The sequence below is a fragment of the Rhodococcus sp. IEGM 1318 genome (assembly GCF_033142465.1).
Taxonomy (GTDB): domain Bacteria; phylum Actinomycetota; class Actinomycetes; order Mycobacteriales; family Mycobacteriaceae; genus Rhodococcus_F; species Rhodococcus_F qingshengii_B.
On record NZ_JAWLSC010000005.1, the window covers coordinates 103,376 to 123,530 of the forward strand.

The 20,155-nt window shown below is 62.2% G+C and carries 26 protein-coding genes; 12 read left to right on the forward strand and 14 right to left on the reverse strand.

Annotation, left to right across the window (positions count from 1 at the left end; all coding sequences use genetic code 11):
* Nucleotides 1-114: 114 nt before the first annotated feature.
* Entirely contained in the window at nucleotides 115-351 is a 237-nt protein-coding gene (locus tag R4P65_RS13695) for a CsbD family protein (protein WP_283306332.1), read from the reverse strand.
* Nucleotides 352-525: 174 nt separating this feature from the next.
* Nucleotides 526-990 carry a hypothetical protein gene (locus R4P65_RS13700; protein WP_317826911.1) on the reverse strand — a complete coding sequence of 155 codons (465 nt, stop codon included), beginning with the start codon at nucleotides 988-990 and terminating at the stop codon, nucleotides 526-528.
* 271 nt (nucleotides 991-1,261) lie between these two features.
* Between R4P65_RS13700 and helR the strand changes: the two genes are divergently transcribed.
* A complete protein-coding gene (helR, locus tag R4P65_RS13705) occupies nucleotides 1,262-3,484 on the forward strand; it encodes an RNA polymerase recycling motor ATPase HelR (RefSeq protein WP_317826912.1) in 2,223 nt (740 codons plus the stop codon).
* Here helR and R4P65_RS13710 read toward each other — a convergent pair.
* Nucleotides 3,446-4,207 carry an IclR family transcriptional regulator gene (locus tag R4P65_RS13710; RefSeq protein ID WP_317826913.1) on the reverse strand — a complete coding sequence of 254 codons (762 nt, stop codon included), beginning with the start codon at nucleotides 4,205-4,207 and terminating at the stop codon, nucleotides 3,446-3,448. The two genes, helR and R4P65_RS13710, sit on opposite strands and share 39 nt — an antisense overlap.
* A 69-nt stretch (nucleotides 4,208-4,276) precedes the next feature.
* On the opposite strand from R4P65_RS13710, the gene R4P65_RS13715 reads away from it, so the two are divergent.
* The 4 genes from R4P65_RS13715 to R4P65_RS13730 all read left to right on the forward strand — a co-directional run bounded on the left by R4P65_RS13715 (nucleotide 4,277) and on the right by R4P65_RS13730 (nucleotide 7,761).
* Nucleotides 4,277-5,104 carry a 2-keto-4-pentenoate hydratase gene (locus R4P65_RS13715; protein WP_064113555.1) on the forward strand — a complete coding sequence of 276 codons (828 nt, stop codon included), beginning with the start codon at nucleotides 4,277-4,279 and terminating at the stop codon, nucleotides 5,102-5,104.
* Complete coding sequence (locus tag R4P65_RS13720) at nucleotides 5,101-6,045, forward strand: acetaldehyde dehydrogenase (acetylating) (RefSeq protein WP_317826914.1); 945 nt, start codon at nucleotides 5,101-5,103, stop codon at nucleotides 6,043-6,045. The genes R4P65_RS13715 and R4P65_RS13720 overlap by 4 nt, the downstream gene beginning before the upstream one ends.
* A complete protein-coding gene (gene dmpG / locus R4P65_RS13725; RefSeq protein ID WP_317826915.1) occupies nucleotides 6,042-7,070 on the forward strand; it encodes a 4-hydroxy-2-oxovalerate aldolase in 1,029 nt (342 codons plus the stop codon). Before R4P65_RS13720 ends, dmpG begins: the two co-directional genes overlap by 4 nt.
* Nucleotides 7,071-7,299: 229 nt before the next feature.
* Nucleotides 7,300-7,761, forward strand: coding sequence for a DUF6389 family protein (locus tag R4P65_RS13730; protein WP_317826916.1), 462 nt, complete (start codon nucleotides 7,300-7,302; stop codon nucleotides 7,759-7,761).
* A 40-nt stretch (nucleotides 7,762-7,801) separates the two neighbouring features.
* Here the strand turns inward: R4P65_RS13730 and R4P65_RS13735 are convergent, their stop codons facing one another.
* Together R4P65_RS13735 and R4P65_RS13740 are read right to left on the reverse strand one after the other, a co-directional pair.
* A complete protein-coding gene (locus R4P65_RS13735; protein WP_317826917.1) occupies nucleotides 7,802-8,296 on the reverse strand; it encodes a DinB family protein in 495 nt (164 codons plus the stop codon).
* Nucleotides 8,297-8,428: 132 nt separating this feature from the next.
* Complete coding sequence (locus tag R4P65_RS13740; protein ID WP_317826918.1) at nucleotides 8,429-8,923, reverse strand: hypothetical protein; 495 nt, start codon at nucleotides 8,921-8,923, stop codon at nucleotides 8,429-8,431.
* 355 nt (nucleotides 8,924-9,278) lie between these two features.
* Between R4P65_RS13740 and R4P65_RS13745 the strand changes: the two genes are divergently transcribed.
* Entirely contained in the window at nucleotides 9,279-9,650 is a 372-nt protein-coding gene (locus R4P65_RS13745; RefSeq protein ID WP_084324725.1) for an SdpI family protein, read from the forward strand.
* 44 nt (nucleotides 9,651-9,694) lie between these two features.
* Here R4P65_RS13745 and R4P65_RS13750 read toward each other — a convergent pair whose 3' ends face one another.
* The 3 genes from R4P65_RS13750 to R4P65_RS13760 form a co-directional block, all read right to left on the reverse strand.
* Nucleotides 9,695-10,729 carry a MerR family transcriptional regulator gene (locus R4P65_RS13750; protein WP_317826919.1) on the reverse strand — a complete coding sequence of 345 codons (1,035 nt, stop codon included), beginning with the start codon at nucleotides 10,727-10,729 and terminating at the stop codon, nucleotides 9,695-9,697.
* A gap of 13 nt (nucleotides 10,730-10,742) precedes the next feature.
* Nucleotides 10,743-11,408 (reverse strand): HEAT repeat domain-containing protein, encoded by a 666-nt coding sequence (locus tag R4P65_RS13755; RefSeq protein WP_317826920.1) that lies wholly within the window; start codon nucleotides 11,406-11,408, stop codon nucleotides 10,743-10,745.
* Between the two features lie 82 nt (nucleotides 11,409-11,490).
* Nucleotides 11,491-11,796 (reverse strand): hypothetical protein, encoded by a 306-nt coding sequence (locus R4P65_RS13760; RefSeq protein WP_317827142.1) that lies wholly within the window; start codon nucleotides 11,794-11,796, stop codon nucleotides 11,491-11,493.
* Between R4P65_RS13760 and R4P65_RS13765 the strand changes: the two genes are divergently transcribed.
* Complete coding sequence (locus R4P65_RS13765; protein WP_230816032.1) at nucleotides 11,713-11,895, forward strand: helix-turn-helix domain-containing protein; 183 nt, start codon at nucleotides 11,713-11,715, stop codon at nucleotides 11,893-11,895. The genes R4P65_RS13760 and R4P65_RS13765 overlap by 84 nt on opposite strands.
* Nucleotides 11,896-11,903: 8 nt before the next feature.
* Here the strand turns inward: R4P65_RS13765 and R4P65_RS13770 are convergent, their stop codons facing one another.
* Both R4P65_RS13770 and R4P65_RS13775 read right to left on the reverse strand, forming a co-directional pair.
* Nucleotides 11,904-12,128 carry a hypothetical protein gene (locus R4P65_RS13770; RefSeq protein WP_317826921.1) on the reverse strand — a complete coding sequence of 75 codons (225 nt, stop codon included), beginning with the start codon at nucleotides 12,126-12,128 and terminating at the stop codon, nucleotides 11,904-11,906.
* Between the two features lie 74 nt (nucleotides 12,129-12,202).
* Complete coding sequence (locus tag R4P65_RS13775; protein WP_317826922.1) at nucleotides 12,203-12,874, reverse strand: DNA alkylation repair protein; 672 nt, start codon at nucleotides 12,872-12,874, stop codon at nucleotides 12,203-12,205.
* A 174-nt stretch (nucleotides 12,875-13,048) separates the two neighbouring features.
* Between R4P65_RS13775 and R4P65_RS13780 the strand changes: the two genes are divergently transcribed.
* Complete coding sequence (locus tag R4P65_RS13780; RefSeq protein ID WP_317826923.1) at nucleotides 13,049-14,395, forward strand: APC family permease; 1,347 nt, start codon at nucleotides 13,049-13,051, stop codon at nucleotides 14,393-14,395.
* Nucleotides 14,396-14,420: 25 nt separating this feature from the next.
* Nucleotides 14,421-14,789, forward strand: coding sequence for a hypothetical protein (locus R4P65_RS13785; protein WP_317826924.1), 369 nt, complete (start codon nucleotides 14,421-14,423; stop codon nucleotides 14,787-14,789).
* A 58-nt stretch (nucleotides 14,790-14,847) separates the two neighbouring features.
* Here R4P65_RS13785 and R4P65_RS13790 read toward each other — a convergent pair whose 3' ends face one another.
* Nucleotides 14,848-15,552, reverse strand: a complete 705-nt coding sequence (locus tag R4P65_RS13790; protein WP_317826925.1) for an SDR family oxidoreductase — start codon at nucleotides 15,550-15,552, stop codon at nucleotides 14,848-14,850.
* 76 nt (nucleotides 15,553-15,628) lie between these two features.
* Nucleotides 15,629-16,525, reverse strand: a complete 897-nt coding sequence (locus R4P65_RS13795) for an SDR family oxidoreductase (protein ID WP_317826926.1) — start codon at nucleotides 16,523-16,525, stop codon at nucleotides 15,629-15,631.
* 283 nt (nucleotides 16,526-16,808) lie between these two features.
* Between R4P65_RS13795 and R4P65_RS13800 the strand changes: the two genes are divergently transcribed.
* Nucleotides 16,809-17,774: a ferritin-like domain-containing protein gene (locus R4P65_RS13800; RefSeq protein WP_317826927.1), complete on the forward strand. Its 966-nt coding sequence runs from the start codon at nucleotides 16,809-16,811 to the stop codon at nucleotides 17,772-17,774.
* Between the two features lie 88 nt (nucleotides 17,775-17,862).
* Nucleotides 17,863-18,300 (forward strand): SRPBCC family protein, encoded by a 438-nt coding sequence (locus tag R4P65_RS13805; RefSeq protein WP_317555670.1) that lies wholly within the window; start codon nucleotides 17,863-17,865, stop codon nucleotides 18,298-18,300.
* Here the strand turns inward: R4P65_RS13805 and R4P65_RS13810 are convergent.
* Complete coding sequence (locus tag R4P65_RS13810; protein WP_317826929.1) at nucleotides 18,266-18,895, reverse strand: TetR/AcrR family transcriptional regulator; 630 nt, start codon at nucleotides 18,893-18,895, stop codon at nucleotides 18,266-18,268. The genes R4P65_RS13805 and R4P65_RS13810 overlap by 35 nt on opposite strands.
* A 112-nt stretch (nucleotides 18,896-19,007) precedes the next feature.
* Between R4P65_RS13810 and R4P65_RS13815 the strand changes: the two genes are divergently transcribed.
* Complete coding sequence (locus tag R4P65_RS13815) at nucleotides 19,008-19,691, forward strand: SDR family oxidoreductase (protein ID WP_317826930.1); 684 nt, start codon at nucleotides 19,008-19,010, stop codon at nucleotides 19,689-19,691.
* Between the two features lie 25 nt (nucleotides 19,692-19,716).
* Here R4P65_RS13815 and R4P65_RS13820 read toward each other — a convergent pair whose 3' ends face one another.
* Nucleotides 19,717-20,121 carry a DUF4259 domain-containing protein gene (locus R4P65_RS13820; RefSeq protein WP_230815839.1) on the reverse strand — a complete coding sequence of 135 codons (405 nt, stop codon included), beginning with the start codon at nucleotides 20,119-20,121 and terminating at the stop codon, nucleotides 19,717-19,719.
* Nucleotides 20,122-20,155: the final 34 nt, after the last annotated feature.

The window sequence follows — 20,155 nt, forward strand, 5'->3', positions numbered from 1 at the left end:
GCGCATGAATTCTGTTACGCCGCAATAAAGTAGAGATTTCATTTCGAACGCGGAGCCACGACACACCCCCGGGCTGGGATCAATCCCAGGCCGAGGGTGACGAGTGCGCCAGGGCTATTGCTCGGACTTCTGCCGCGCTTCGTCCGCGGCAGCTTCCGCGCGGGCCTTCTCGGCTTCTGCCTCTTTCTTCGCTACTTCTCGCTGGCTCTCGGCCTTGTCCTGCTGGGCGCGGCCCTCTCGGGTCAAACTGTCGTTCCCGGAGACCGCACCAACGGCTTCCTTGGCCTTACCCTTGACGTCCTCTACGACGCCTTTGATGCCCTCGCTGGGGCCGCTCTTGTCGTCTGTCACGTTGTTCCTCCAGGTCGTTTCGATTCGCGCTCGAGATTCCTGCCTCGCAGGATTCCCACGAAGAAGCCCTACCCGGTCGAAATTCGCATAAACATCCGTGCACCGACCAGGCGCGGACCATGACTCGTCGTAGTCGAACGACGACGTTGTTCCTCGAGTAGCGATCAGCCGTTCTCAGAAACTGTTTACTGGGCACAGGAATTGGCGGGACTCGTTCCAGAAGGGGAAGAGGTCCGTGGTCGTGGCCGCGGGGTGGTCGATCCCGGCGAGAGTGTAGAAATCGAGAATCGTCCGACCAGCTGCGGCGCTGACCTCGCATGCTTGCAAGCTCAGCTTCGCCTCCGCCACGAAGCCGATACTGCGGGCGAAGGGGCCGAGAGTTCCCGCATTGACAAAACTGTCGAGGTCTTGTCCCCACTGGTTGTAGTCCGACTGCAAAGCGAAGCTGCACGTTTCGCCGAACAACTCGCTGCAGGTGGTCGGCTTTCCGCCGATCGGGTGCACCGTATCGGCAAGCTCGTGCGAGGTGCGTTCGCGCGGAGATCCGGAAAGGAAAAGCAAGATGGCGACGGCCAAGGCAACCACCAAAAGGATGCTTGCGGCCGTTGCCAGTATCGCCTTCACAATCCCTCGATCCACGTAAGTTCATGAGGGCAACCGATTTTGGACCACCGGCCACTAGATTTGTACCCGTGGCGTTCAGGGTCCAAACATCGACCAGGCTGGGAGCCGTACGTCAGTCTGGGGGATCTGTTACAGGAACTGTGAGGGAGGATCAACACTCCCTTCCACTATCAATATATAGCTCACCGGGGGCCTTGCGGCAAGGCCCGGGTAGTGCCGCAGAATGGCTCTTCCGTTCCCGCACGACCGACTACGGGATCGGAACAGCCAGCGGAAGTGAGGGCACGTGCCAACCCAGGGATACGAAGAAGAACTGCGATCCGAGCGGAACTATGTGGAGGGGCTCTACGCACGCCTCGATGCGGAGCGCGCCCGAGTCAAAGGCAGGTACAACACCGCTCTGCGCGGAAACGGCGAAGCACTCATGGAACGCGACGCCGAGGTGCGCGCGCTTGCCAAAGAGGTGAAAAGGCTGGACGTAGCCGACAACGGACTGTGTTTCGGCCGGTTGGACTCGCTGTCGGGCGAGACCTCCTACATCGGCCGGATCGGCCTTCTCGATGCGGACAACGACTACGAACCGGTGCTGCTCGATTGGCGGGCGCCGGCGTCTCGCGCGTTCTACGTTGCCACCGCTGCCAACCCGGAGAACATGCGTCGACGCCGTCAGTTCCGCACCCGGAGTCGACGCGTGGTCGATTTCACCGACGAGGTACTCGGGCGCCCCGACGGCGTAGAACACGACACGCACAGCGATTCCGCCCTACTCGCGGCAGTCAACGCACCCCGCGGCGAGGGAATGCGGGACATCGTGGCAACCATCCAGGCCGAACAGGACGACATCGTCCGACTCGAACACCCCGGAGTGCTGGTGATCGAAGGTGGCCCAGGTACCGGGAAAACCGTCGTCGCCTTGCACCGCGTCGCCTACCTGCTCTACACCCAGCGAGAGCGGATGGAACGTCACGGCGTTCTCGTGGTCGGGCCGAACCCGGCGTTCCTGAACCACATCGGCCGCGTACTGCCCTCGCTGGGAGAGTCCGACGTGGTGTTCATGACCACCGGTGATCTCGTTCCCGGTCTACGCGTCACCGCCGAGGACACTCCGGAGGCCGCTGGGCTCAAAGGTTCGCTGAAGATCCTGGACGTTCTCGGCGCAGCGATTGCCGATCACCAACGATTGCCCGAGAACCCGTTGTTGATCGAATTGGCGGACGTCACGGTGCGGATCGACACCGAAACCGCGGAGTGGGCCCGAGAAGAAGCCCGTTCGAGCAGACTCCCCCACAACGACGCACGCACTGTGTTCACCGAAATCCTCACCTGGGCGCTGACCGAACGGGCGATAGCGCGGATCGGCAAGGGGTGGTTGACACGCAGTGACCGTGAAGCCTGGGAGCAAGTGCGGACGGACCTGACCGCAGAGCTGGTGGAGAACAGCGCATTTACCGCGGCGCTCGACACTCTCTGGCCGATCCTGACTCCGAAAGAGCTACTGACACAGCTGTTTACTTCTCCCGCTCGACTACGCGCGGCAGGCGCGGACGAGAAGCTGTTTCGCCAGGACGGTGACGCCTGGACTGTCTCGGACGTTCCGTTACTCGACGAGTTGGTGGACATGCTCGGCCGGGACAAGCCCGTCGACCAGAGTGCCGAACGTGAACGCCGCGACGAAGCCGCGTATGCAGCGGGCGTGCTGGACATGATGATCAGCCGCGAGGATCTGATGGACGACGAGGATCACCTTCTCGCCCAGGACATGCTGTACGCCGAGGACCTGGCGGATCGTTTCGTCGAACGCGATACCCGGGAACTCGCCGAACGCGCTGCTGCAGACAGAGACTGGACTTACCGGCATATCGTCGTCGACGAGGCACAAGAACTGTCCGAGATGGATTGGCGCGTCCTGATGCGCCGTTGTCCGGATCGGTCCTTCACGGTGGTAGGTGATCTCGCGCAACGACGTTCACCTGCAGGTGCCCGCTCGTGGGCGACGATGATGGAGCCGTATGTCCCCGGTCGCTGGATCTACCGATCACTGTCGGTGAACTACCGCACGCCGGCCGAGATCATGAGCGTCGCCGCCGCCCTGCTCGCCGAGTTCGCGCCGGGAGTCCAACCACCCGAGTCCGTCCGCGACTGCGGGATGGCGCCGTGGTCCAAACAGATCTCGGCCGACGAACTGGCCTCCGCCATCGACGAATTCAATCAGGACGAGGACGGACGCGAAGGTACGAGCATCGTCATCGGGCCTGCGGATGTGCCAGGCGCTGTGCCGGTTTCGGAAACGAAGGGTCTGGAGTTCGATGCCGTACTCGTGGTGGAACCGGAACGAATCATCGCCGACGGTCCGCGTGGCGCGTCGGAACTCTATGTCGCCCTCACCCGCGCCACCCAACGTCTCGGCGTCTTGCACGAGGGGCCATTGCCGCAGGCCCTGAGCGGCCTCGTCCAGTTCGGGACGGCGAGGTCACCGCAATCGTTCGCGACGAGCAATCGTGCTGTGTAGCCCTTCGGCAGCGGCGCGCACGTAGGACACTTGGCTCTCGGGAACGAAGCGACTGGTGGGACCGGTGACGCTGATGGCGGCGACGGGTTTGTCATTGGTGCCAAATACCGGCGCCGCAACGCACGCGAGACCCGGCGCTGATTCCTCGCGCTCGAATGCAATACCGGTCTCAACCACTCTGTTCAGTTGGGTGTTGAGAATGCCGGGCGCGACAATTGTGTGCGGGGTGCGCCTGGTCATCGGTTCCGACAGCACTTCGCGGCGAAAATCGGTGTCGGAGAACGCTAGGAGTGCCTTTCCGATCGCGGTGCAGTACAGCGGTATCCGGCCACCGGTCCGAGACGGGGAGTTGGCTTGTCGATGTCCGCCGATCTTCGCGATGTACACGACGTCGTGGCCGTCACGGACCCCCAGGTGGACTGTCTCGTGGGTCCGCTCGTACAAGTCTTGGAGGAACGGCATCGCCATCTCCAGGAGGCTACGTTCGAGGGAGGCGAGCATGCCGAGTTCGAAGAGACCGCCGCTGAGTCGGTAACCGCCGTCGATACGGTCGAGTAACCGGTTCGCGACCAGTTCGTTGGCCAGGCGGTGCACCGTCGCCTTGTGCAGTCCTGTCCGTTGAACCAGGACGGCCAGCGGCAATATGTGGTCGTCGGCCCGAAAAGCCCGCAGGATCGTCACCGCCTTGCCCAGCACGGTGTCGAGGTTTGCGCCGCCAGTCACGTGCCCAGCGTATCGCTGAGTGAGACAGTTCCCTGGCGCAACCTCGGTACTGCGGCGAAGGTAGTGGTCATGAGCCAGCCCACGAATACCAGTACAGCTAGCGAGACCGACATCGCAGCTGCTGCGGACCGCCTCGCAGCCGCCATCGCGAGCGGTACTCCCTGCGCGCCCGTGCGCGATCTGATCGGCGCCGACGATCTTGTCGCTGCCTACGCTGTCCAGCGCCGCGTCGATGAAATCCGTCGGCAGGCGGGTGCCGTCGTCGTAGGCCGCAAGATCGGCCTGACCTCGGTGGCAGTCCAGCAGCAACTCGGTGTCGACCAGCCCGACCTAGGCGTTCTGTACGCCGACATGGAGTTCCCGGCCGGCGGCGCCATCCCCATGAGCCGTTTGATCCAGCCCAAGGTCGAAGCGGAAGTGGCCTTCGTACTGGGCGCCGACCTCGTGGATGGACCGCTGGACAGCGCGCAGGTGCGCGGGGCGATCGACTATGCCGTCGCAGCGATCGAGATCTGCGACAGCCGCATCGAGTCGTGGGACATCAAATTCGGTGACACCGTCGCCGACAATGCGTCCTCGGGCGTCTACGTCCTGGGCACCGAACGTCGGACCCTCGACGAGGTGGAACCCGCCGGCGTCGTCATGTCGATGTCCGTCGACGGCACCGAGGTGTCCACCGGCGTCGGAACCGCCTGCCTGGGCGATCCGATCGAAGCCGTCGTCTGGCTCGCCCGCACGGCCCGCGAGTTGGGGCAGCCACTGACGGCAGGCCAGGTGATCCTGTCCGGCGCACTCGGCCCCATGGCGCCGGTCACCGCAGGCAACGAAGTCACCGTGACCGTCTCCGGGCTCGGTTCCGTCACCACCAGTTTCTCCAGCGAAGAGGACAACGCATGAGCAAGGTCAAGGTCGCGATCATCGGATCGGGCAACATCGGCACGGATCTGATGATCAAGGTGCTGCGTAACTCCGACTACCTGGAGATGGGCGCGATGGTCGGCATCGACCCGGCGTCGGACGGCCTCGCCCGCGCGGCGCGTCTGAACGTGCCGATCACGGCTGAGGGTGTCGAGGGTCTGATCGGTCTCCCGAACTTCGACGAGATCGAGATCGTCTTCGACGCCACCTCGGCAAAGGCTCACGTCGCCAACAACGCGCGGCTGGCTCCCCTCGGCAAGCGCATGATCGACCTGACGCCTGCCGCCATCGGCCCGTACGTCGTGCCGGCCGTCAACGCGGACGAGCATCTGGATGCACCCAACGTCAACATGGTGACATGTGGTGGCCAGGCCACGATCCCGATGGTTGCCGCTGTTTCTCGGGTTGTCCCGGTGGCGTATGCGGAGATCGTCGCATCCATCGCCTCCAAGTCGGCCGGTCCCGGAACGCGCGCCAACATCGACGAGTTCACCGAGACCACGTCCGAGGCGATCGTGGCAGTCGGCGGCGCTCGTCGCGGCAAGGCCATCATCATCCTCAACCCCGCCGAGCCGCCGCTCATCATGCGCGACACGGTGTTCTGCCTCGTCGACGCCCCGGACCCGGCTGTTCACGAGGAGATCCGTCAGTCAATCGAGAAGATGGTCGGCGACGTCTCCGCCTACGTCCCGGGCTACCGCCTCAAGCAGGAAGTCCAGATCACCGAGATCCCGGTCGACCAGCCCGTCGAGACGTTGCTCGTCGACGGCAATCGCCCCACCCATCAGGTGTCGGTGTTCCTCGAGGTCGAGGGCGCGGCACACTACTTGCCTGCGTACGCCGGCAATCTCGACATCATGACGTCCGCCGGAATGCAGATCGCGGAGCGCATCGCCCAGCAGAAGGAAGCAACCAAGTGAGCAACCGCAAGATCTTCGTCCAGGACGTCACCCTTCGTGACGGCATGCACGCTGTTCGCCACCGCATTTCGCCGACCGACGTCAAGCGAATCGTCACAGCTCTCGACGCTGCCGGCGTCGACGCGATCGAAGTTGCACACGGTGACGGGCTCGCTGGCGGCTCGCTCAACTACGGTCCCGGTTCGAACACCGACTGGGAATGGATCGAAGCTGCGGCCGAGGTGCTCGAGCACGCTCGCCTCACCACGCTGCTGCTTCCAGGTGTCGGCACGATCAGTGAACTCAAGCATGCCTACGACCTGGGTGTACGCTCCGTTCGCGTTGCCACGCACTGCACCGAGGCCGACGTCTCCGCGCAGCACATCGAGACTGCCCGCGAGATCGGCATGGACGTCTCGGGCTTCCTGATGATGAGCCACATGGCTCCGGCCGAGGAGTTGGCTAAGCAGGCCAAGCTGATGGAATCGTATGGCGCGCACTGCGTCTACGTCACCGACTCGGGTGGACGTCTGGTGATGAACGACGTCGCGGATCGTGTTCGCGCATACCGCGATATTCTCGACGAGGGCACCGAAATCGGCATCCACGCCCACGAGAACCTTTCACTCTCGGTCGCCAATTCTGTTGTGGCCGTGCAGAACGGCGTCACGCGCGTCGACGCTTCCTTGGCCGGACACGGTGCCGGAGCCGGCAACTGCCCCCTCGAAGCGTTCATCGCTGTTGCGAACATCGAGGAGTGGGAGCACCGCTGCGACCTGTTCGCCTTGCAGGATGCTGCCGACGACATCGTCCGTCCGCTGCAGGATCGACCGGTCCGCGTCGATCGAGAGACCCTCACACTGGGCTACGCAGGCGTGTACTCGAGCTTCCTGCGCCACGCCGAAGCCGCGTCGGAGCGCTACGGAATCGACGTTCGCACACTGCTGCTCGAAGCCGGGCGTCGCCGTCTGGTGGGTGGCCAGGAGGACATGATCGTCGACATCGCGCTCACCCTCGCAGCGCAGGCGACAAAGGAAGCTGTCTGACGCGCTGCCGAGTTCGCTGATCCCCGAGTCCCGCTCCCGTCTCCAGACGGGGGCGGGACTTGTCAGTTCGGCCAAGAGAAGCCACCGACATAGCACTCGAAAACTGACAAAGTTCTTCGCACGACGTCTCTGACGCTCAGAATCGAACCTTCTCCGCTACAGACGAATTCAAGAGACTTACTTCATCGATACAAGGCCGGCAGGGCGATACTTTCGATATGCTGAGCTCGTGGAACCTGCCGAATACCGTGACGAATTGAGATCTGTCCTCGATACCGCGTCGGCGGTAGTGAGCGGTCGACTGTCAGCGATTCACAACGCGGCAACCCCGCGCACCGAAGGGATCGTCATCGATGTCTCACTCGACCAAGACGGCGAGGGAACATTCGGAGTCTGGGCACGATTCGAGGGTCCTGACGCATTCAGCCTCAATCAGCAAGTCGGTGACGAGAGAGAGCTATTCGGCGTGATCTGGGGCGAGGAAGGCTGGGAACCGCCGGTTCCGCATCGACCGCGAGAGTGGTCGCACGCGGCACTCGAGGAAGTTATCGTCGGTGTCGTCGCCGAGTGGATCGGCGCGCTCGTTCCCCCGACTGCATCCGAACTGCGCTGGGAAGTAACGACTCCCGACGGAGCGACCGACCCGATACCTGTAGGCCCCGATTTCAGTCGTGGACATTCGCCACGATGAAGCGCGGAAGCTGTCGGCGAGATGGACGACCTTTGCGATGTCACCGGCCGGCTGAACCGTCGATCAATTCGCGGAGGATGTCAGCGTGCCCGGCATGGCGTCCGGTCTCTTCGATCATGTGCACGAGCGCCCAGCGGACACTGGGAGATGGTCGTTTCGCCCCCGGTCGCGGGATGTGCGCGGCAAGATCTGCGCATCCGTCGAGAACTGCGTTGGCGCGCTCGACCGTCTCGCGATAGCGACTGACGACACCGTCCACGCTGTCTTCCGATGACGGTTCAAACGTCGCTTTCCAATCCGTCACGTTTTCTGCAAGGAACATCGATCGTTCGACAAAGGTCAGATGATTGGCCAGCCCGAGCAAGGTTGTTCCCGACGGAACAATTGTGGTGCGCACCTGAGGTTCCGGAGCACCTTCGACCTTGGCGGCAATCGAATCACGGAGGTAGTCGAGAAACGCTCGTAGTGTGGCTGCCTCGCTATTCCCTGTCCGGGGTGGTGGGGCATCTCGGCGGCTGCGACGCGACGTTGCCATGGCGGTTCTCCTTCCTCGGCGAAGAACGATGAAGAGGCTTCATTCCTGGATGGGCAGAACCGATCCTTCCGAACTCACTCCGATCCCGCATCAAATTTTGCCGTTACAGCAAAGACAACTTGGTTGCCGGTGTCAGCGTGCCGAGTTCAGGTCGCGCACAAGTTGGGGTCTCCGCCAGTTGCCGACCTCGAAAGGCCACCGCCGCAGCGGATAGGCGAGACGAGCCACGAAGTAATTGACGTACTCGACGACGCCGAAAGCCCACACCGCCACGACGGCCACCGCCGCGCCGGAGTGATCTGGTAACCAGATGACAACGCCGAGAAGAGCTATCGCCAACAAGAGAACATCGAGAACCCGAAAAACGCGGTAAAGCGCTGCGAGGCGGGCCGGCATCGGCTCCAACTCGACCCAGCCCCGCGCAAGCAGCCAATAGACACCTACTTGCACGAGGATCACAAGCAGTGGGGCCAGCGCCGACCACAACGCCGCGGAGTCTCGCGAACCTTCGAGCCGGGGCATCACGACACCGACCGCCACAGCGGCAAATACAGCCGCTGCAGCCAGTTCGCCGAGGCCGAGGCTCAGGTACCTGCGTCTCAAACTCTGTTGCCGTTGATCCACCACGTAAGAACCCTATCCGTTGATCACCATCCCTTGCCACGTGGCGGTCGGACCGATTCTGCAGCGCGAGTGAGGAATACACTTCATCTCGACTTCGATCTCGAGCGCCATGAGGCGGGTGGATCATCCTGGGACGTGTTGGCGGATCCGGCGGGAAACCTTTTCTGCCTGGGTGATCCGCACTAGGCCGGTCTGAAAGCTAGTCGAGATCGAGTCCCACTACCCATCCGACAGAGCCTGCAAATGCGTCACCCGAATAGCTGCACATGCATTCGTTGACTTACAGTCTGGGTGTCCCGGCGGCACCCCAGACTGGAATGTCCGCTGCGTCAACATCTGCCGATTGGGGGCTGGACGGATGGAATCGCCTGACTTACTGGGTCTGACGGTCTCACTGACGTCGTCGACGCTTATCCTCGCGTTCGTTGCTGGGCTCATGCCGCGACTCGTCGGTGATGAACCGAATCCCGTTGTCGGCATACGGACGAAGGCGACGATCGCGAGTCCAGAGGCGTGGCAGTTGGCACATCAGAGTGCGCAGCCGCTTCTCCGTCGGACGATGTGGACTGCCGTAGCGGGACTGTGCATGCAGGTCGCCATCGGCGTCGTGACAGGTTTCGGATCTGTGGTGTCGGCTGTCACCTCAACAGTCGTGTTTCTTGCGGTGCTCCTTGTCCTGCTCTTTGCAGGAGTGAAGGGCAACGCCGCGGCGAAGTCGTTGCAGCGTTGACCGCCTGACCCCGCCGCTGTCAGACGCGCCTTGGATCTCGGCTTTCAGTCCCCGATACGCGGTCGTTCGCGCCGACGTGGTCCTCGATCGCGCATCTCGAGAATCGCTGCTGCCGTGGACGCGACCGTCTTGTCGTCGTCGTGGGTGATCCTGGCGAGCGCTTCGCGTGCTGCCGCGCCGGGAATCTCGGCGAGCGCCTGCGTAATTCGCAACCTCGTCGGGGCGTCGTCAGTGCCGTCGAGCCTTGCCTGCACGGCATCGACGACCTCACCGCTTGTAGGTGAGCGCTCCGCGAGAAGACCGAGCACCTCGCCTGCCTCGACGTCGCGGCGCCCGTCAGCGACCATCTCGAGGAGAGCGGGCATCGAGACAGCCTCTCCGCGAGATCCGAGGGCGAGAGCGGCGTCGGCGCGGACTATCGCGTCCGAATCATCGAGAGCTCGCTTCAGAGACCGAGTTGCTTCCTCGGTGTTGATCCCGGATATGGCCGACGTCGCGCGGCGTCGAACCTCGACGTCCTCCGATTCGAGCCCCTTCGTCAGACCTGCAAGGCCCGCACCTTCGGTTCTCGCCAACGCCCACTGCAACGCTCCCGCCACGTTGGCATCCCTCTCCGACAGGATGGCCTCGACGAGTGCGTCGACCGGCAATGCCGCATTCGCGTCCTGCGACAGGATCGCTTGCTGACGGTGGGCGGCGAACTCGGATTCGAGTGCACGCAACAGCGAGACCATGCGCAGGACGTCGTCCCACTCCGAAGGGGCGGTGGCGTCGACCCTTTCGAGTTTGGTCAGCAATTCCTCCTCCGCCGCGATCCGTTGCCGAGTGTGTTGCATGAGTTCACCCACCAAATCGGCCGGTGCGAAGTCTGGTTCGTCGAGTGCACGCTTGGCCTCGTTCAACGAGAGCCCCAATGTCCTCAAGCTCTCGACGTGGAAGAGGCGACGGATGTCGTCAGCGGAGTACTCGCGGTAGCCACCGGACGTGCGGCCCGTCGGCTTCACCAGCCCCAAAGTGTCGTAGTGACGCAGCATCCGTGTGCTGACACCACAACGCCGCGACACCTCGCCGATCAACATCCGTCTCCCCTTCCTACGCGTCCGGGCCGATTGCAGCGACGCGCTTCGCCAACTCGTGTGAGAGAGCGAATCCACCGTCTGGGTCGTGCCAGAGTTGCTTTGTAGCATCAACATGCGCTCGGACACGCGGATTCGGGCTCGTACCGGCCGCGTCGAGCACAGGTAGTACAGCCTCGCCGAGTCCTGTCAGAGCTCGGCTGAGACTGAGCTGCATCTGGAGTTCGCCCCGTCCGAGTTCGGTGGCCAGCTCGGCCGCGAGCGCGCCCTCGTCTCCTAACGGCACGAGGGCCACAGCCGCACGCCACGCACTGCGCGCGACCTCGTCGTCCTGGTCGTGAACCAGCGCAGAGACCTCGGGCCACGCGATCGGATCGCCGATCTTGGACAAGGTGTGGAGCGCCTGACTGCGGGCTTGCGAACCGTCGGACCCGAGCTCACGTATCAGCTTCGGCACGGTGATTTCGGCCGGCAGGCGGCACAATGCCCAGGTCAACATGTCGCGGACGAAGAAGTCCGGCTCGACGGCACACCGATCGACCAGGGCATTCGTCAGCTCAGGGTCCGGGCGTGTGCCGGCGGCTAGCGCGGCGCTCAGCCGAACCGAGGGATCAGCTGCGGCCAGTGCATCGACGAGGTGAGCATTCTGCCCACCGTGGTTGGTTGTGTTCACGACAACCACCTCCTTCGTCGACCATTGGAGTCCTTGTCACTGTGTCAAGGTCAAGCGCCGCTGTCACCGACACGTGAAACATCGCCTCGGTTCACACACCGGTTGTCGATCCTGGCCGAAAGATCATCAGCACAACGACGACGACCCACAGCAGATTGAAGATTCCCGTCGCAGCACCCAATCGGCGGGTGAGCCGCGTTGCGACGTCCACGCCGGACCCAGCTCCTTCGATCGCCGCCAGAATCAGCCGCTGGGCGGGAGCACTACCGCTGTAAGTACTACGGCGGCAACGGCGGTGAGTGCGATCGAGCTGATGAGCCTCCATCACGCGCGGCTCCGCCAAGCGCAATTTCTGCTCGAGACTACCGACCACTCGATCGAACGTGTTGCGGGACAAGTCGGATTCAATGCCGTCACCACGTTCCGCGAACGCTTCCGCGACTTGGTCGGCACCAGCCCACAGCGGTACCGGACACAGTTTCGAACTTCCCGCTAGCGGGCCGGTCAGCCCTTGACGTTGCCGGCAGCGGTGTTCAGAACTGTGGCGACGTCGTCGAGGATGTACGGGATGGTCAGGACCGTCAGTCCGCCGAACGCGAAGTTCTTGTCGACGCTGAAGTCCTTGGTGGATGCAGTACGCCCATCGACGATCACCGGCTGAGCTGCCACCAGCGACTCGGCGAGGAACGCGTTCAGCGAGTCCTTGTCGTAGGCCACCACGAACAGCACGTCAGACGCAATCAGAGGCGCCTGCTCGGTGCTCAGCTCGAAGTGAAGGTAACCCTACCCTCAGTTGTTGTGCCCTACTCTGCACTCTGTCGTCGCACCATCTCCGCGATCCAGATGGGCGCAAACGGCGAGGTGCAGTTCGGGGGAGTCGGGTAATCCTCGAGCACCCGAAGTCGCTCACCGATCCCGATTGCCCGGGCGCGGTACCCGACATGTTCGATCCCGATCTGAGCCAGGCAGTGATTCATCGCCCATTGCAGGCGATCAGGGGCATCCTTCATCTCCGCCTCGATGACGTCGAGTAGCCCTGAAAGGTCAAGGCCCTCAGGCTTCTTCGCAACACGTTCGGTGGTCAGAGCCCACCCGGCGCCAGCGACCACGGGATCAGGGTCAGCGGTCCAGGCCACCCGCAACTCCTCGGCGTGCGGGTTCTTCTTCACCACGTAGTTGACGAGCCAGTCCTGCACCTTGGGAGTTCGAGCCTCACGCAACATGACATCCAACTCGTCACGCTCGAACGCCTTCGGGCGGCAGATCAAAAGGGCCAACAACCGGGCCGCGGTATCGCCCGTCGCCCAAAGCTGTTGTGCGAGTTCCTGCTGAGTCTTCAATCGTTTCGCAACAGCGCGCAGCTTTGTGAGGTTCACTCTGTGATCGTCACCGTGCTTCTCGTTCACCACACGCGCCTTCGGATCTTCGAGAGCAGCCAATTCTTCCATCACTGCGGCAACCGTCGTTTCGGCCACTTCGTCCTCCAGTCACTACTTCTGCGATTCCCCTGCTGCAATTCACCCACTGCAATCCACCTACAAGCAAAGCACGGGAAGGCGGGCGACCTACGTTTGAAACTTCGCCCAATGGGTACATGACTGCTCCTGAGGTGGCGGCACGTCACCATGAAGACAGGATGAACCTTGCACATGCGACGCGCCGCGAGGGCCGAGAACGTGGACGAAACCGCACGCCGCGACGAAGGCGGAGGTACGAACGTTCTCACCCGGGCGATAACCGGCCCACTCCTTTTCGTGTTCATCCTCGGAGATGTTCTGGGCGCCGGTATCTACGCATTGGTGGGCGTCATCGCCGGTGAGGTGGGTGGAGCCGTCTGGGTACCGCTGCTCGTAGCGCTGGTCATGGCGTTGTTGACAGCAACGTCGTATGCGGAACTGGTCACCAAATATCCGCGCGCGGGCGGTGCTGCGGTGTTCGCCCAACGGGCGTATGGGAAACCACTGATCTCGTTCCTCGTCGGCTTCTCGATGCTGGCGGCCGGTGTCACGAGTGCAGCAGGACTCGCTCTCGCATTCTCGGGCGACTATCTCAAAGCCTTCGTCGACGTCCCGACCGTTCCGGCAGCGCTCGTCTTCCTTCTGCTAGTAGGACTTCTCAATGCGAGAGGCATCAAGGAGTCGATGCGCGCCAACGTCGTCATGACAGTCGTGGAGGTCACCGGGCTTGTCCTGGTTGTCGTCCTTGCCTGCATAGTTCTCGGGCACGGCGACGGAACCCTGAGCCGCGTCGTCGAGTTCGACGACAGCCGATCACCTGCACTCGCGGTGTTGGCAGCTGCGTTGCTCGCGTACTACTCGTTCGTCGGCTTCGAAACGTCCGCGAACGTCGCTGAAGAAGTGAAGAACGTGAGCAAGGTCTACCCACGCGCACTGTTCGGAGCCTTGCTGACGGCGGGTGCCGCCTATGTCCTTGTCGGCCTTGCTGTCTCGGTGGTCCTGCCCGCCGACGAACTCGCCGCATCCTCCGGCCCCCTGCTGGCGGTGGTGTCTGCCGCCGACGTCGGTGTTCCGCCTCGCCTGTTCAGCCTGATCGCACTGGTCGCCGTCGCCAACGGCGCACTGCTGACGATGATCATGGCGAGCAGGCTTACATACGGAATGGCGTCGGAAGGCCTGCTCCCGAGCGCATTTGCACGGGTGCTCCCGCGTCGCCGGACCCCCTGGGTGGCGATTGTCGCGACCACAGCAGTTGCCATGACTCTGTGCGTCACCGGTTCGTTGTCGGCCCTGGCGGAGACGGTGGTACTGCTGCTGCTTTTCGTATTCATCAGCACCAACATCGCCGTCCTGGTTTTACGTCGTGACGCAGTGCAACACAAACACTTCCGAACGCCGATCATCTTTCCGATCCTCGCGCTCGGTACGTGCGTTGCATTGCTCACCCAGCAGAGCGCCGCGACATGGATGCGGGCATCATTGCTCCTGGCCGTAGGAGTAGTGCTGTATGCCATCTCCCACCGTCGATCCACGAAATGAGGTGCGATGTTCAGGAGGGGGTGTGATGACCGACAGTTCTGACGCGTCAGATGTCATTCAGCGTCGGGAGCGAAAGATCAACAGGCGAACCCTGACATACGGGCTGTCCGTCGTTCTGGCTACCGCGGTGCTGGTTGTCGCGATCGTGTGGTTGGGCTCCCGACGAGGCGAATGCTTCGGCACCGATACCTTGCTGTGCTCACCGAAAGATCGCCGGCTGGCAGTCTTCGTCCCGAGTCTGATGTTGCTGCTCGGGACCGTAGGCGCGTTCTTGCGAGCCTCCCTGCGATTACACCGGCTGCGGCGCCTCTACATCCGTCCTTACATGGCGTGGGCCCTGGCGGGACTCACTCTGACGTATCTGACCGGAGCTTACTTCTTGATCGGGGTTTAGATTTTCTGAATACGTCTGTTCAGCAACCAGATTTACAGACAGAGTCGACACCTGTAAATCAGAATCGCGGATCGTCGATCGCCGTGAGGACTACTTCCCGCACTGACGTCGAAGACGACAAACTCGAGATCGAGCGCACCGTGTCCACAACGTCGTGCACCGGGACCAGGGAACCCTCTCCCCTGGCCGCAGCGATGTCTCGGGGTACATCCAGTCCATCTTCTGTATTGAGATAGCCGAGGTGCAGGACCGTCACTGCGAGTCGGTCCTTCCGGTAGCCCTCTCTCACCGCATCGGCAATGCCGTTGATCGCGGACTTCGATGCACCGAACGCAACCTCCGGCCTGCCACTTCGCGGGAGTCCCGAGGTAGAACCGGTCAGGATGATCCGAGGTCGAGGGCGGTCGATCATCCGCGGGATAAGGCGCTTGAGCAGGAGGACCGTGCCCGTAACATTGGCATTGATCATTTCCAGCATTTCGACGTCGGATTGATCTGTGAACACATAATCGGAAGTGAAGGCATCCCCTTCCCAAATTCCGACGTTGCAGATCAGGGTATCTACACCACCGACAAGCTCCTGATCGATCGAGTTCGCTGCGGTAACAGGGTCGGTCAGGTCAGCTTCGATCCACTCGGAGACGTCGAACCCGTCAGGGCGCCGACGAGAGATGCCGAGAACATCGTGGCCATCGCTCCTCAAACCCTCGATCAACGCACGACCAAGACCTCGGCTCGCACCGACAACAACCGCCCTCGCCACAATTACACCCTTCGTCGCTTGCTCATTCCCATCCTATCGATCCAGCCGTCGCCGAACGCCTTGACGACTCGCACATTCAAGTGAGGGGTTTTCCACCCGTCACACCGATGACTTCCCCAGTGGTGTAGCTGGATTCGCCTGAAGCGAGAAATACGTAGGCAGGGGCAAGCTCGGCGGGCTGACCTGCCCGCCCGAGTGGAACGTCGTCCCCGAATGTCTCGAACTTCTCCTTGGGCATCGTCGCCGGAATCAGTGGCGTCCAAATCGGTCCAGGTGCAACGGCATTGACCCTGATCCCCTTTCGTGCGACATCGGCGGCCAGCCCCTTGGTGAAGTCGATGATCCCCGCCTTCGTCGTGGCGTAATCGAGCAGCTCGGGAGAAGGGGAGGCTCCTTGGATGGATGAGGTATTCACGATCGTCGAGCCGGGCATCATCTGCGCAATCGCCGCTTTGGAGAGCCAAAAGAGTGCGTAGAGGTTGGTTTTCATCACACGGTCGAACTGTTCGGTGGTGATGTCGGCGATACCGCCCATCTGCACCATCTGAAAGGCCGCGTTGTTCACCAAGATGTCGAGTCCTCCGAGTTCACGCACCGCGGTTTCGACCAAAGCAGAACAATGTTCCTCACTTCGGAGATCTCCCGGTACCGAGACGGCTTTCCGACCTGCCTCTTCGACCCAGCGAGCGGTTTCCCGAGCGTCTTGTTCTTCCTCGTCGAGATAACTCAGGACAACGTCAGCGCCTTCCCTCGCAAATGCAATCGCGACCGCTCGTCCGATTCCCGAATCTGCTCCGGTGACGATCGCACGCCTACCTTCGAGTCGACCACTTCCGCGATAGGTGTTTTCACCGTGGTCGGGAGGAGAGATCATGTCTGCGGTGAATCCGGGGTGGGCGATCTCCGGCTGCCGCTCACGTAGGGGGGCAGGGAATCGCGTCGTCGGGTCCTGCATTGCGTATTGGTCCGGCATATCGGCGCTCCTCGGTTGACGCAGTTTCTGGGTGGACTTGTGGATGGACGCACAGCACATGCCACCTTCCCGCCGATGCGAAATCGAAACCTCGGGGTGGCCGGTGTCTCACTCGTCCAGGCAATGGCAATCTGTTCATTCGCCGTGGTTGCCAAGCGGTGGTTACTAAGCGGTAGGTCGGGGTAGCCCGCGTAGCGGCGGTGGCTCCGCGGCCCGCGGAGCACTCGTCGAGCAGAAGCTGAACATCACGTAAAGCACGCACCGACGAAGGGACGACCCCGATATGAGCAACTCCGAAACCGCGTCCGCCTTGATCACCCAGCTGCGAATCCTCCTCGGTCTGACACACACCGAAATCCAGGTCGCCGAAACACGCGTCGCGCAGGCCAGAACCGAGGCTGTTCGACGCGAACTCACGGAAAACGCAGAGAACGGTCGCGAAAGGGCCAGTTCGATCGAGGCCACCATTCGCGATCTGGGCGGCGTACCCGAACTTATCGGTCCGTTCATCGGACGGGCGACTGCCGGAATGAAAGCAATGGTCGAACAGGCTCAGCCCTTCGACGAAGCGATCCTCGGCGACCTCGGGCTCGAACATCAGCTCCTCGACCGTTCCCGCTACCTCAAGGCCCTGGCCACCGCCGGCGGTGGCCAGACCGTCGCGACATTGGCCGACCGACTCATCACTGCACATTCGGCCACTGTGGACTGGCTGACGACCGTCCTGGCTGAGGAGGCACTCGGAGGACCGGCAGCTTTGCGGCGTACTCCGATGCAAGCTGCCACCGGCGCAGCGATACGGCTGGTCAATGTTCCGGTCTCCTGGTCCACCCGCAGTCTCGACCGTGCCATCGACGCGGTTCGCACCTCGCCGCCGGTATTGGGTGAGCTGATCAGTTGGGGCGCATACGCCGGCGACGTGACCGTGAAAACGCTCTCGGCCAGCAGGGACGCCGCTATTGCCACTGCAGAAAAAGTCACTCGCCGAGAAGGCGCGGACGGTGCCGCAGATGTCTTCCGTTCGGTACGGAAGTCGAGTGGTCTACTCGAGCCCGCGGAACTTCCCATCGAAGACTTCGACGAACTCAACGTCACCCAAGCCGTCTCCGCGGTAAAGGAACTGACTGAAGCCGCACAGGTACGAGACATCGTCGCGTACGAGGAAGCGCACAAGAACCGACATGGCGTCGTCTCCGCTGCCCAGGCCAGACTCGCGGCGATCGCCCAAGAAGTCGTCGGAATAAACTAGAGCGCTCGATCGAGATGCTCGGCGTCTGACCCGTGGAACCAGATACGCGAGAGTTAGACCTACGAGACCGAACCGAAAGGCACGAAACATGGTCGAAGTCACCCGAAAGTTCACCGCCGAAGTACCGATCGAAAAGGCGGCCGCGTTTCTCCGCGACTTCGCCAACGCCCCACTGTGGGATCCGGGCACCGAGAGTTGCACCCAGATCTCGGACGGTCCGATCGCAATCGGAACCCAGTGGCACAACGTATCCAAGCTGTTCGGCATCGGCACCGAACTGACGTACACCTTGGTGACCGACGAGCCGACTCACGTTGTACTCGAAGGCAAGAACAAGACCGCTACCAGTACCGACGACATCACCTTGACCGCGATCGGCGCAAGCTCCACCGAAATCAACTATCGAGCGAACGTCGAATTCAACGGCGCGGCCAAGATCGCCTCCCCACTCCTGAAAGCGGGATTCGAAGCCAAGGTGGCACCCGAAACTGTCAAGAAGATGACGAAGGCTCTCGAAGCCCTCTGATCAGTGCAGCGCGCGCGGAATCGAGAATTTCCTCGGAGAGAAGAGAACCCTTGGTAGCTCGCGAAAGAACTAGTGCACCGATCATGGTGGAAAGCCGGACGAGACCGTCGGCTTTTTCGTCAGCTGTTTCATCGGCTGTTTCATCGGCTGTTTCATCGGCTGTTTCATCGGCAAGGGCTGCGGCAAAATCCCTCACTCCCTTCGTGTAAACCCGACGGGCCTCGCTGTCTGCAGGCTCGCGCGCCATGTCGGCCGCGAGCGCGGCAGCGGGGCATCCGTCTGCCGGGTTGTCGCGATGCCCAACGGAGAGGTAATTGTCGATCAGGGCTTGCCGAGCCTCGTCACGTTGCCCTGCATGCCTTTCCAGTCCCGCAGCGTGCAGCTGAGTCAGTTCTGCAAAGGCATGGCCCGTCGCTTCGTCGATGAGCGCATCCTTGGACGCGAACTGCTTGTAGAAACCACCGTGGGTCAGTCCTGACGCCTTCATCAAGTCGGCAACGCTGAGGTGAGTGCCCTTCTCTCGGAACAGGCGAGCTGCGGTTTCCACGACGCGCCGACGGTTCTCTTCCGCTTGTTGCTGCGATACGCGGCCCATCAAACGCCTTCCTGTTTGGATTTCACTTGACATCTATCTTAGCTCGAACTTAGATTTGATTCATAATCTAATTGTCGGAGCCGCCGACGATAGCCATAGCACTGGGAGAATCATGGATCTGAACAAGACGGTTGCCATCGTGACCGGGGCCAATCGCGGGCTCGGACGCCATCTGGCCGCGGGGCTCGTTGAACGCGGCGCAAAGGTGTACGCAGCCGCCCGCAATCCGGAAACTGTCGATCTGCCCGGTGTCATTCCCCTGAAATTGGACGTGACGGACACCGAATCGATCGCGGCCGCGGCACGCACCGCCTCCGACGCGACGTTACTGGTGAACAACGCAGGTATCTCTACCTCGGCACCGTTGATCGTCGGCGACATAGATGACGTTCGCCGCGAGCTGGACGTCAATTTCTTCGGCCCACTCACCGTGACCCGAGCCTTTGCTCCTGTCATCGAAAACAACGGCGGCGGAACAGTACTCAATGTTCTTTCCGTACTGTCCTGGCTCCATCCGGCCGCACTCGGGTCTTACGCGGCATCGAAAGCCGCGGCGTGGGCGATGACCGACGCTGTTCGTGAAGAACTGGCGCCGCGCGGAATCTCCGTCTCTGCACTACATGTCGCATACATGGACACCGACATGGCCGCGGGCGTACCCGCCGAACAGAAAATCGATCCCGCCGATGTCGCCACTCAAGCACTGGACGGCATCGAAAGCGGGGTGGCCGAGATCCTCGCCGACGACACCACCCGCTACGTCAAACAAAGCCTGTCGTCGTCGAACTCCGAATGACCTAGACCCTCTTGGCGGGTGACACTCATCCCACCGTCTTGAGACTGGCCAATCTGCTCAGAATCGGTGCCCGCCAAGCCTCGAGGTCTTCGGGACCGTTCTCTTCCCACAACTCGTGCAACTCCGACGTGTCGCTGTCGGAGACTGCGCGCTCGAGAGCGTTGAGGATCCAGGTCTTCTGCTCCGGGCTCAAGGTTCCGGCATACCCTGCCGCGTCAATCTCGTCCAGCTGCACGGGCTTCGGCGCAACCCCGTGCGCAACCGCAAGAATCTCGGCGACAGCGATGGCTGTTTGAGCATCATCGGCATCGAGGTAGCCGTCGTCGGGGTGGCTTGCGTAATCGTCGATGTCGTAGTCACCCGCCTGTATCGCGCTGAGCAGGTCGCCCGCTACGTCGTTGTCGAAAGGTCCTGAACCCCAAGTCCCCATGCTGTCTCTCCGATCCGTGCCCGCGTCATCTGTC

What these genes read in the sequence shown, in the direction of transcription:
- R4P65_RS13715 (WP_064113555.1), top strand. Translation starts at nt 4,277, where the DNA reads ATGAGCCAGCCCACGAATACCAGTACAGCTAGCGAGACCGACATCGCA.
- R4P65_RS13720 (WP_317826914.1), top strand. Translation starts at nt 5,101, where the DNA reads ATGAGCAAGGTCAAGGTCGCGATCATCGGATCGGGCAACATCGGCACG.
- R4P65_RS13735 (WP_317826917.1), bottom strand. Translation starts at nt 8,296, where the DNA reads ATGGCAACGTCGCGTCGCAGCCGCCGAGATGCCCCACCACCCCGGACA.
- R4P65_RS13745 (WP_084324725.1), top strand. Translation starts at nt 9,279, where the DNA reads ATGGAATCGCCTGACTTACTGGGTCTGACGGTCTCACTGACGTCGTCG.
- R4P65_RS13750 (WP_317826919.1), bottom strand. Translation starts at nt 10,729, where the DNA reads ATGTTGATCGGCGAGGTGTCGCGGCGTTGTGGTGTCAGCACACGGATG.
- R4P65_RS13765 (WP_230816032.1), top strand. Translation starts at nt 11,713, where the DNA reads ATGAGCCTCCATCACGCGCGGCTCCGCCAAGCGCAATTTCTGCTCGAG.
- R4P65_RS13780 (WP_317826923.1), top strand. Translation starts at nt 13,049, where the DNA reads ATGCGACGCGCCGCGAGGGCCGAGAACGTGGACGAAACCGCACGCCGC.
- R4P65_RS13785 (WP_317826924.1), top strand. Translation starts at nt 14,421, where the DNA reads ATGACCGACAGTTCTGACGCGTCAGATGTCATTCAGCGTCGGGAGCGA.
- R4P65_RS13795 (WP_317826926.1), bottom strand. Translation starts at nt 16,525, where the DNA reads ATGCCGGACCAATACGCAATGCAGGACCCGACGACGCGATTCCCTGCC.
- R4P65_RS13800 (WP_317826927.1), top strand. Translation starts at nt 16,809, where the DNA reads ATGAGCAACTCCGAAACCGCGTCCGCCTTGATCACCCAGCTGCGAATC.
- R4P65_RS13805 (WP_317555670.1), top strand. Translation starts at nt 17,863, where the DNA reads ATGGTCGAAGTCACCCGAAAGTTCACCGCCGAAGTACCGATCGAAAAG.
- R4P65_RS13810 (WP_317826929.1), bottom strand. Translation starts at nt 18,895, where the DNA reads ATGGGCCGCGTATCGCAGCAACAAGCGGAAGAGAACCGTCGGCGCGTC.
- R4P65_RS13815 (WP_317826930.1), top strand. Translation starts at nt 19,008, where the DNA reads ATGGATCTGAACAAGACGGTTGCCATCGTGACCGGGGCCAATCGCGGG.
- R4P65_RS13820 (WP_230815839.1), bottom strand. Translation starts at nt 20,121, where the DNA reads ATGGGGACTTGGGGTTCAGGACCTTTCGACAACGACGTAGCGGGCGAC.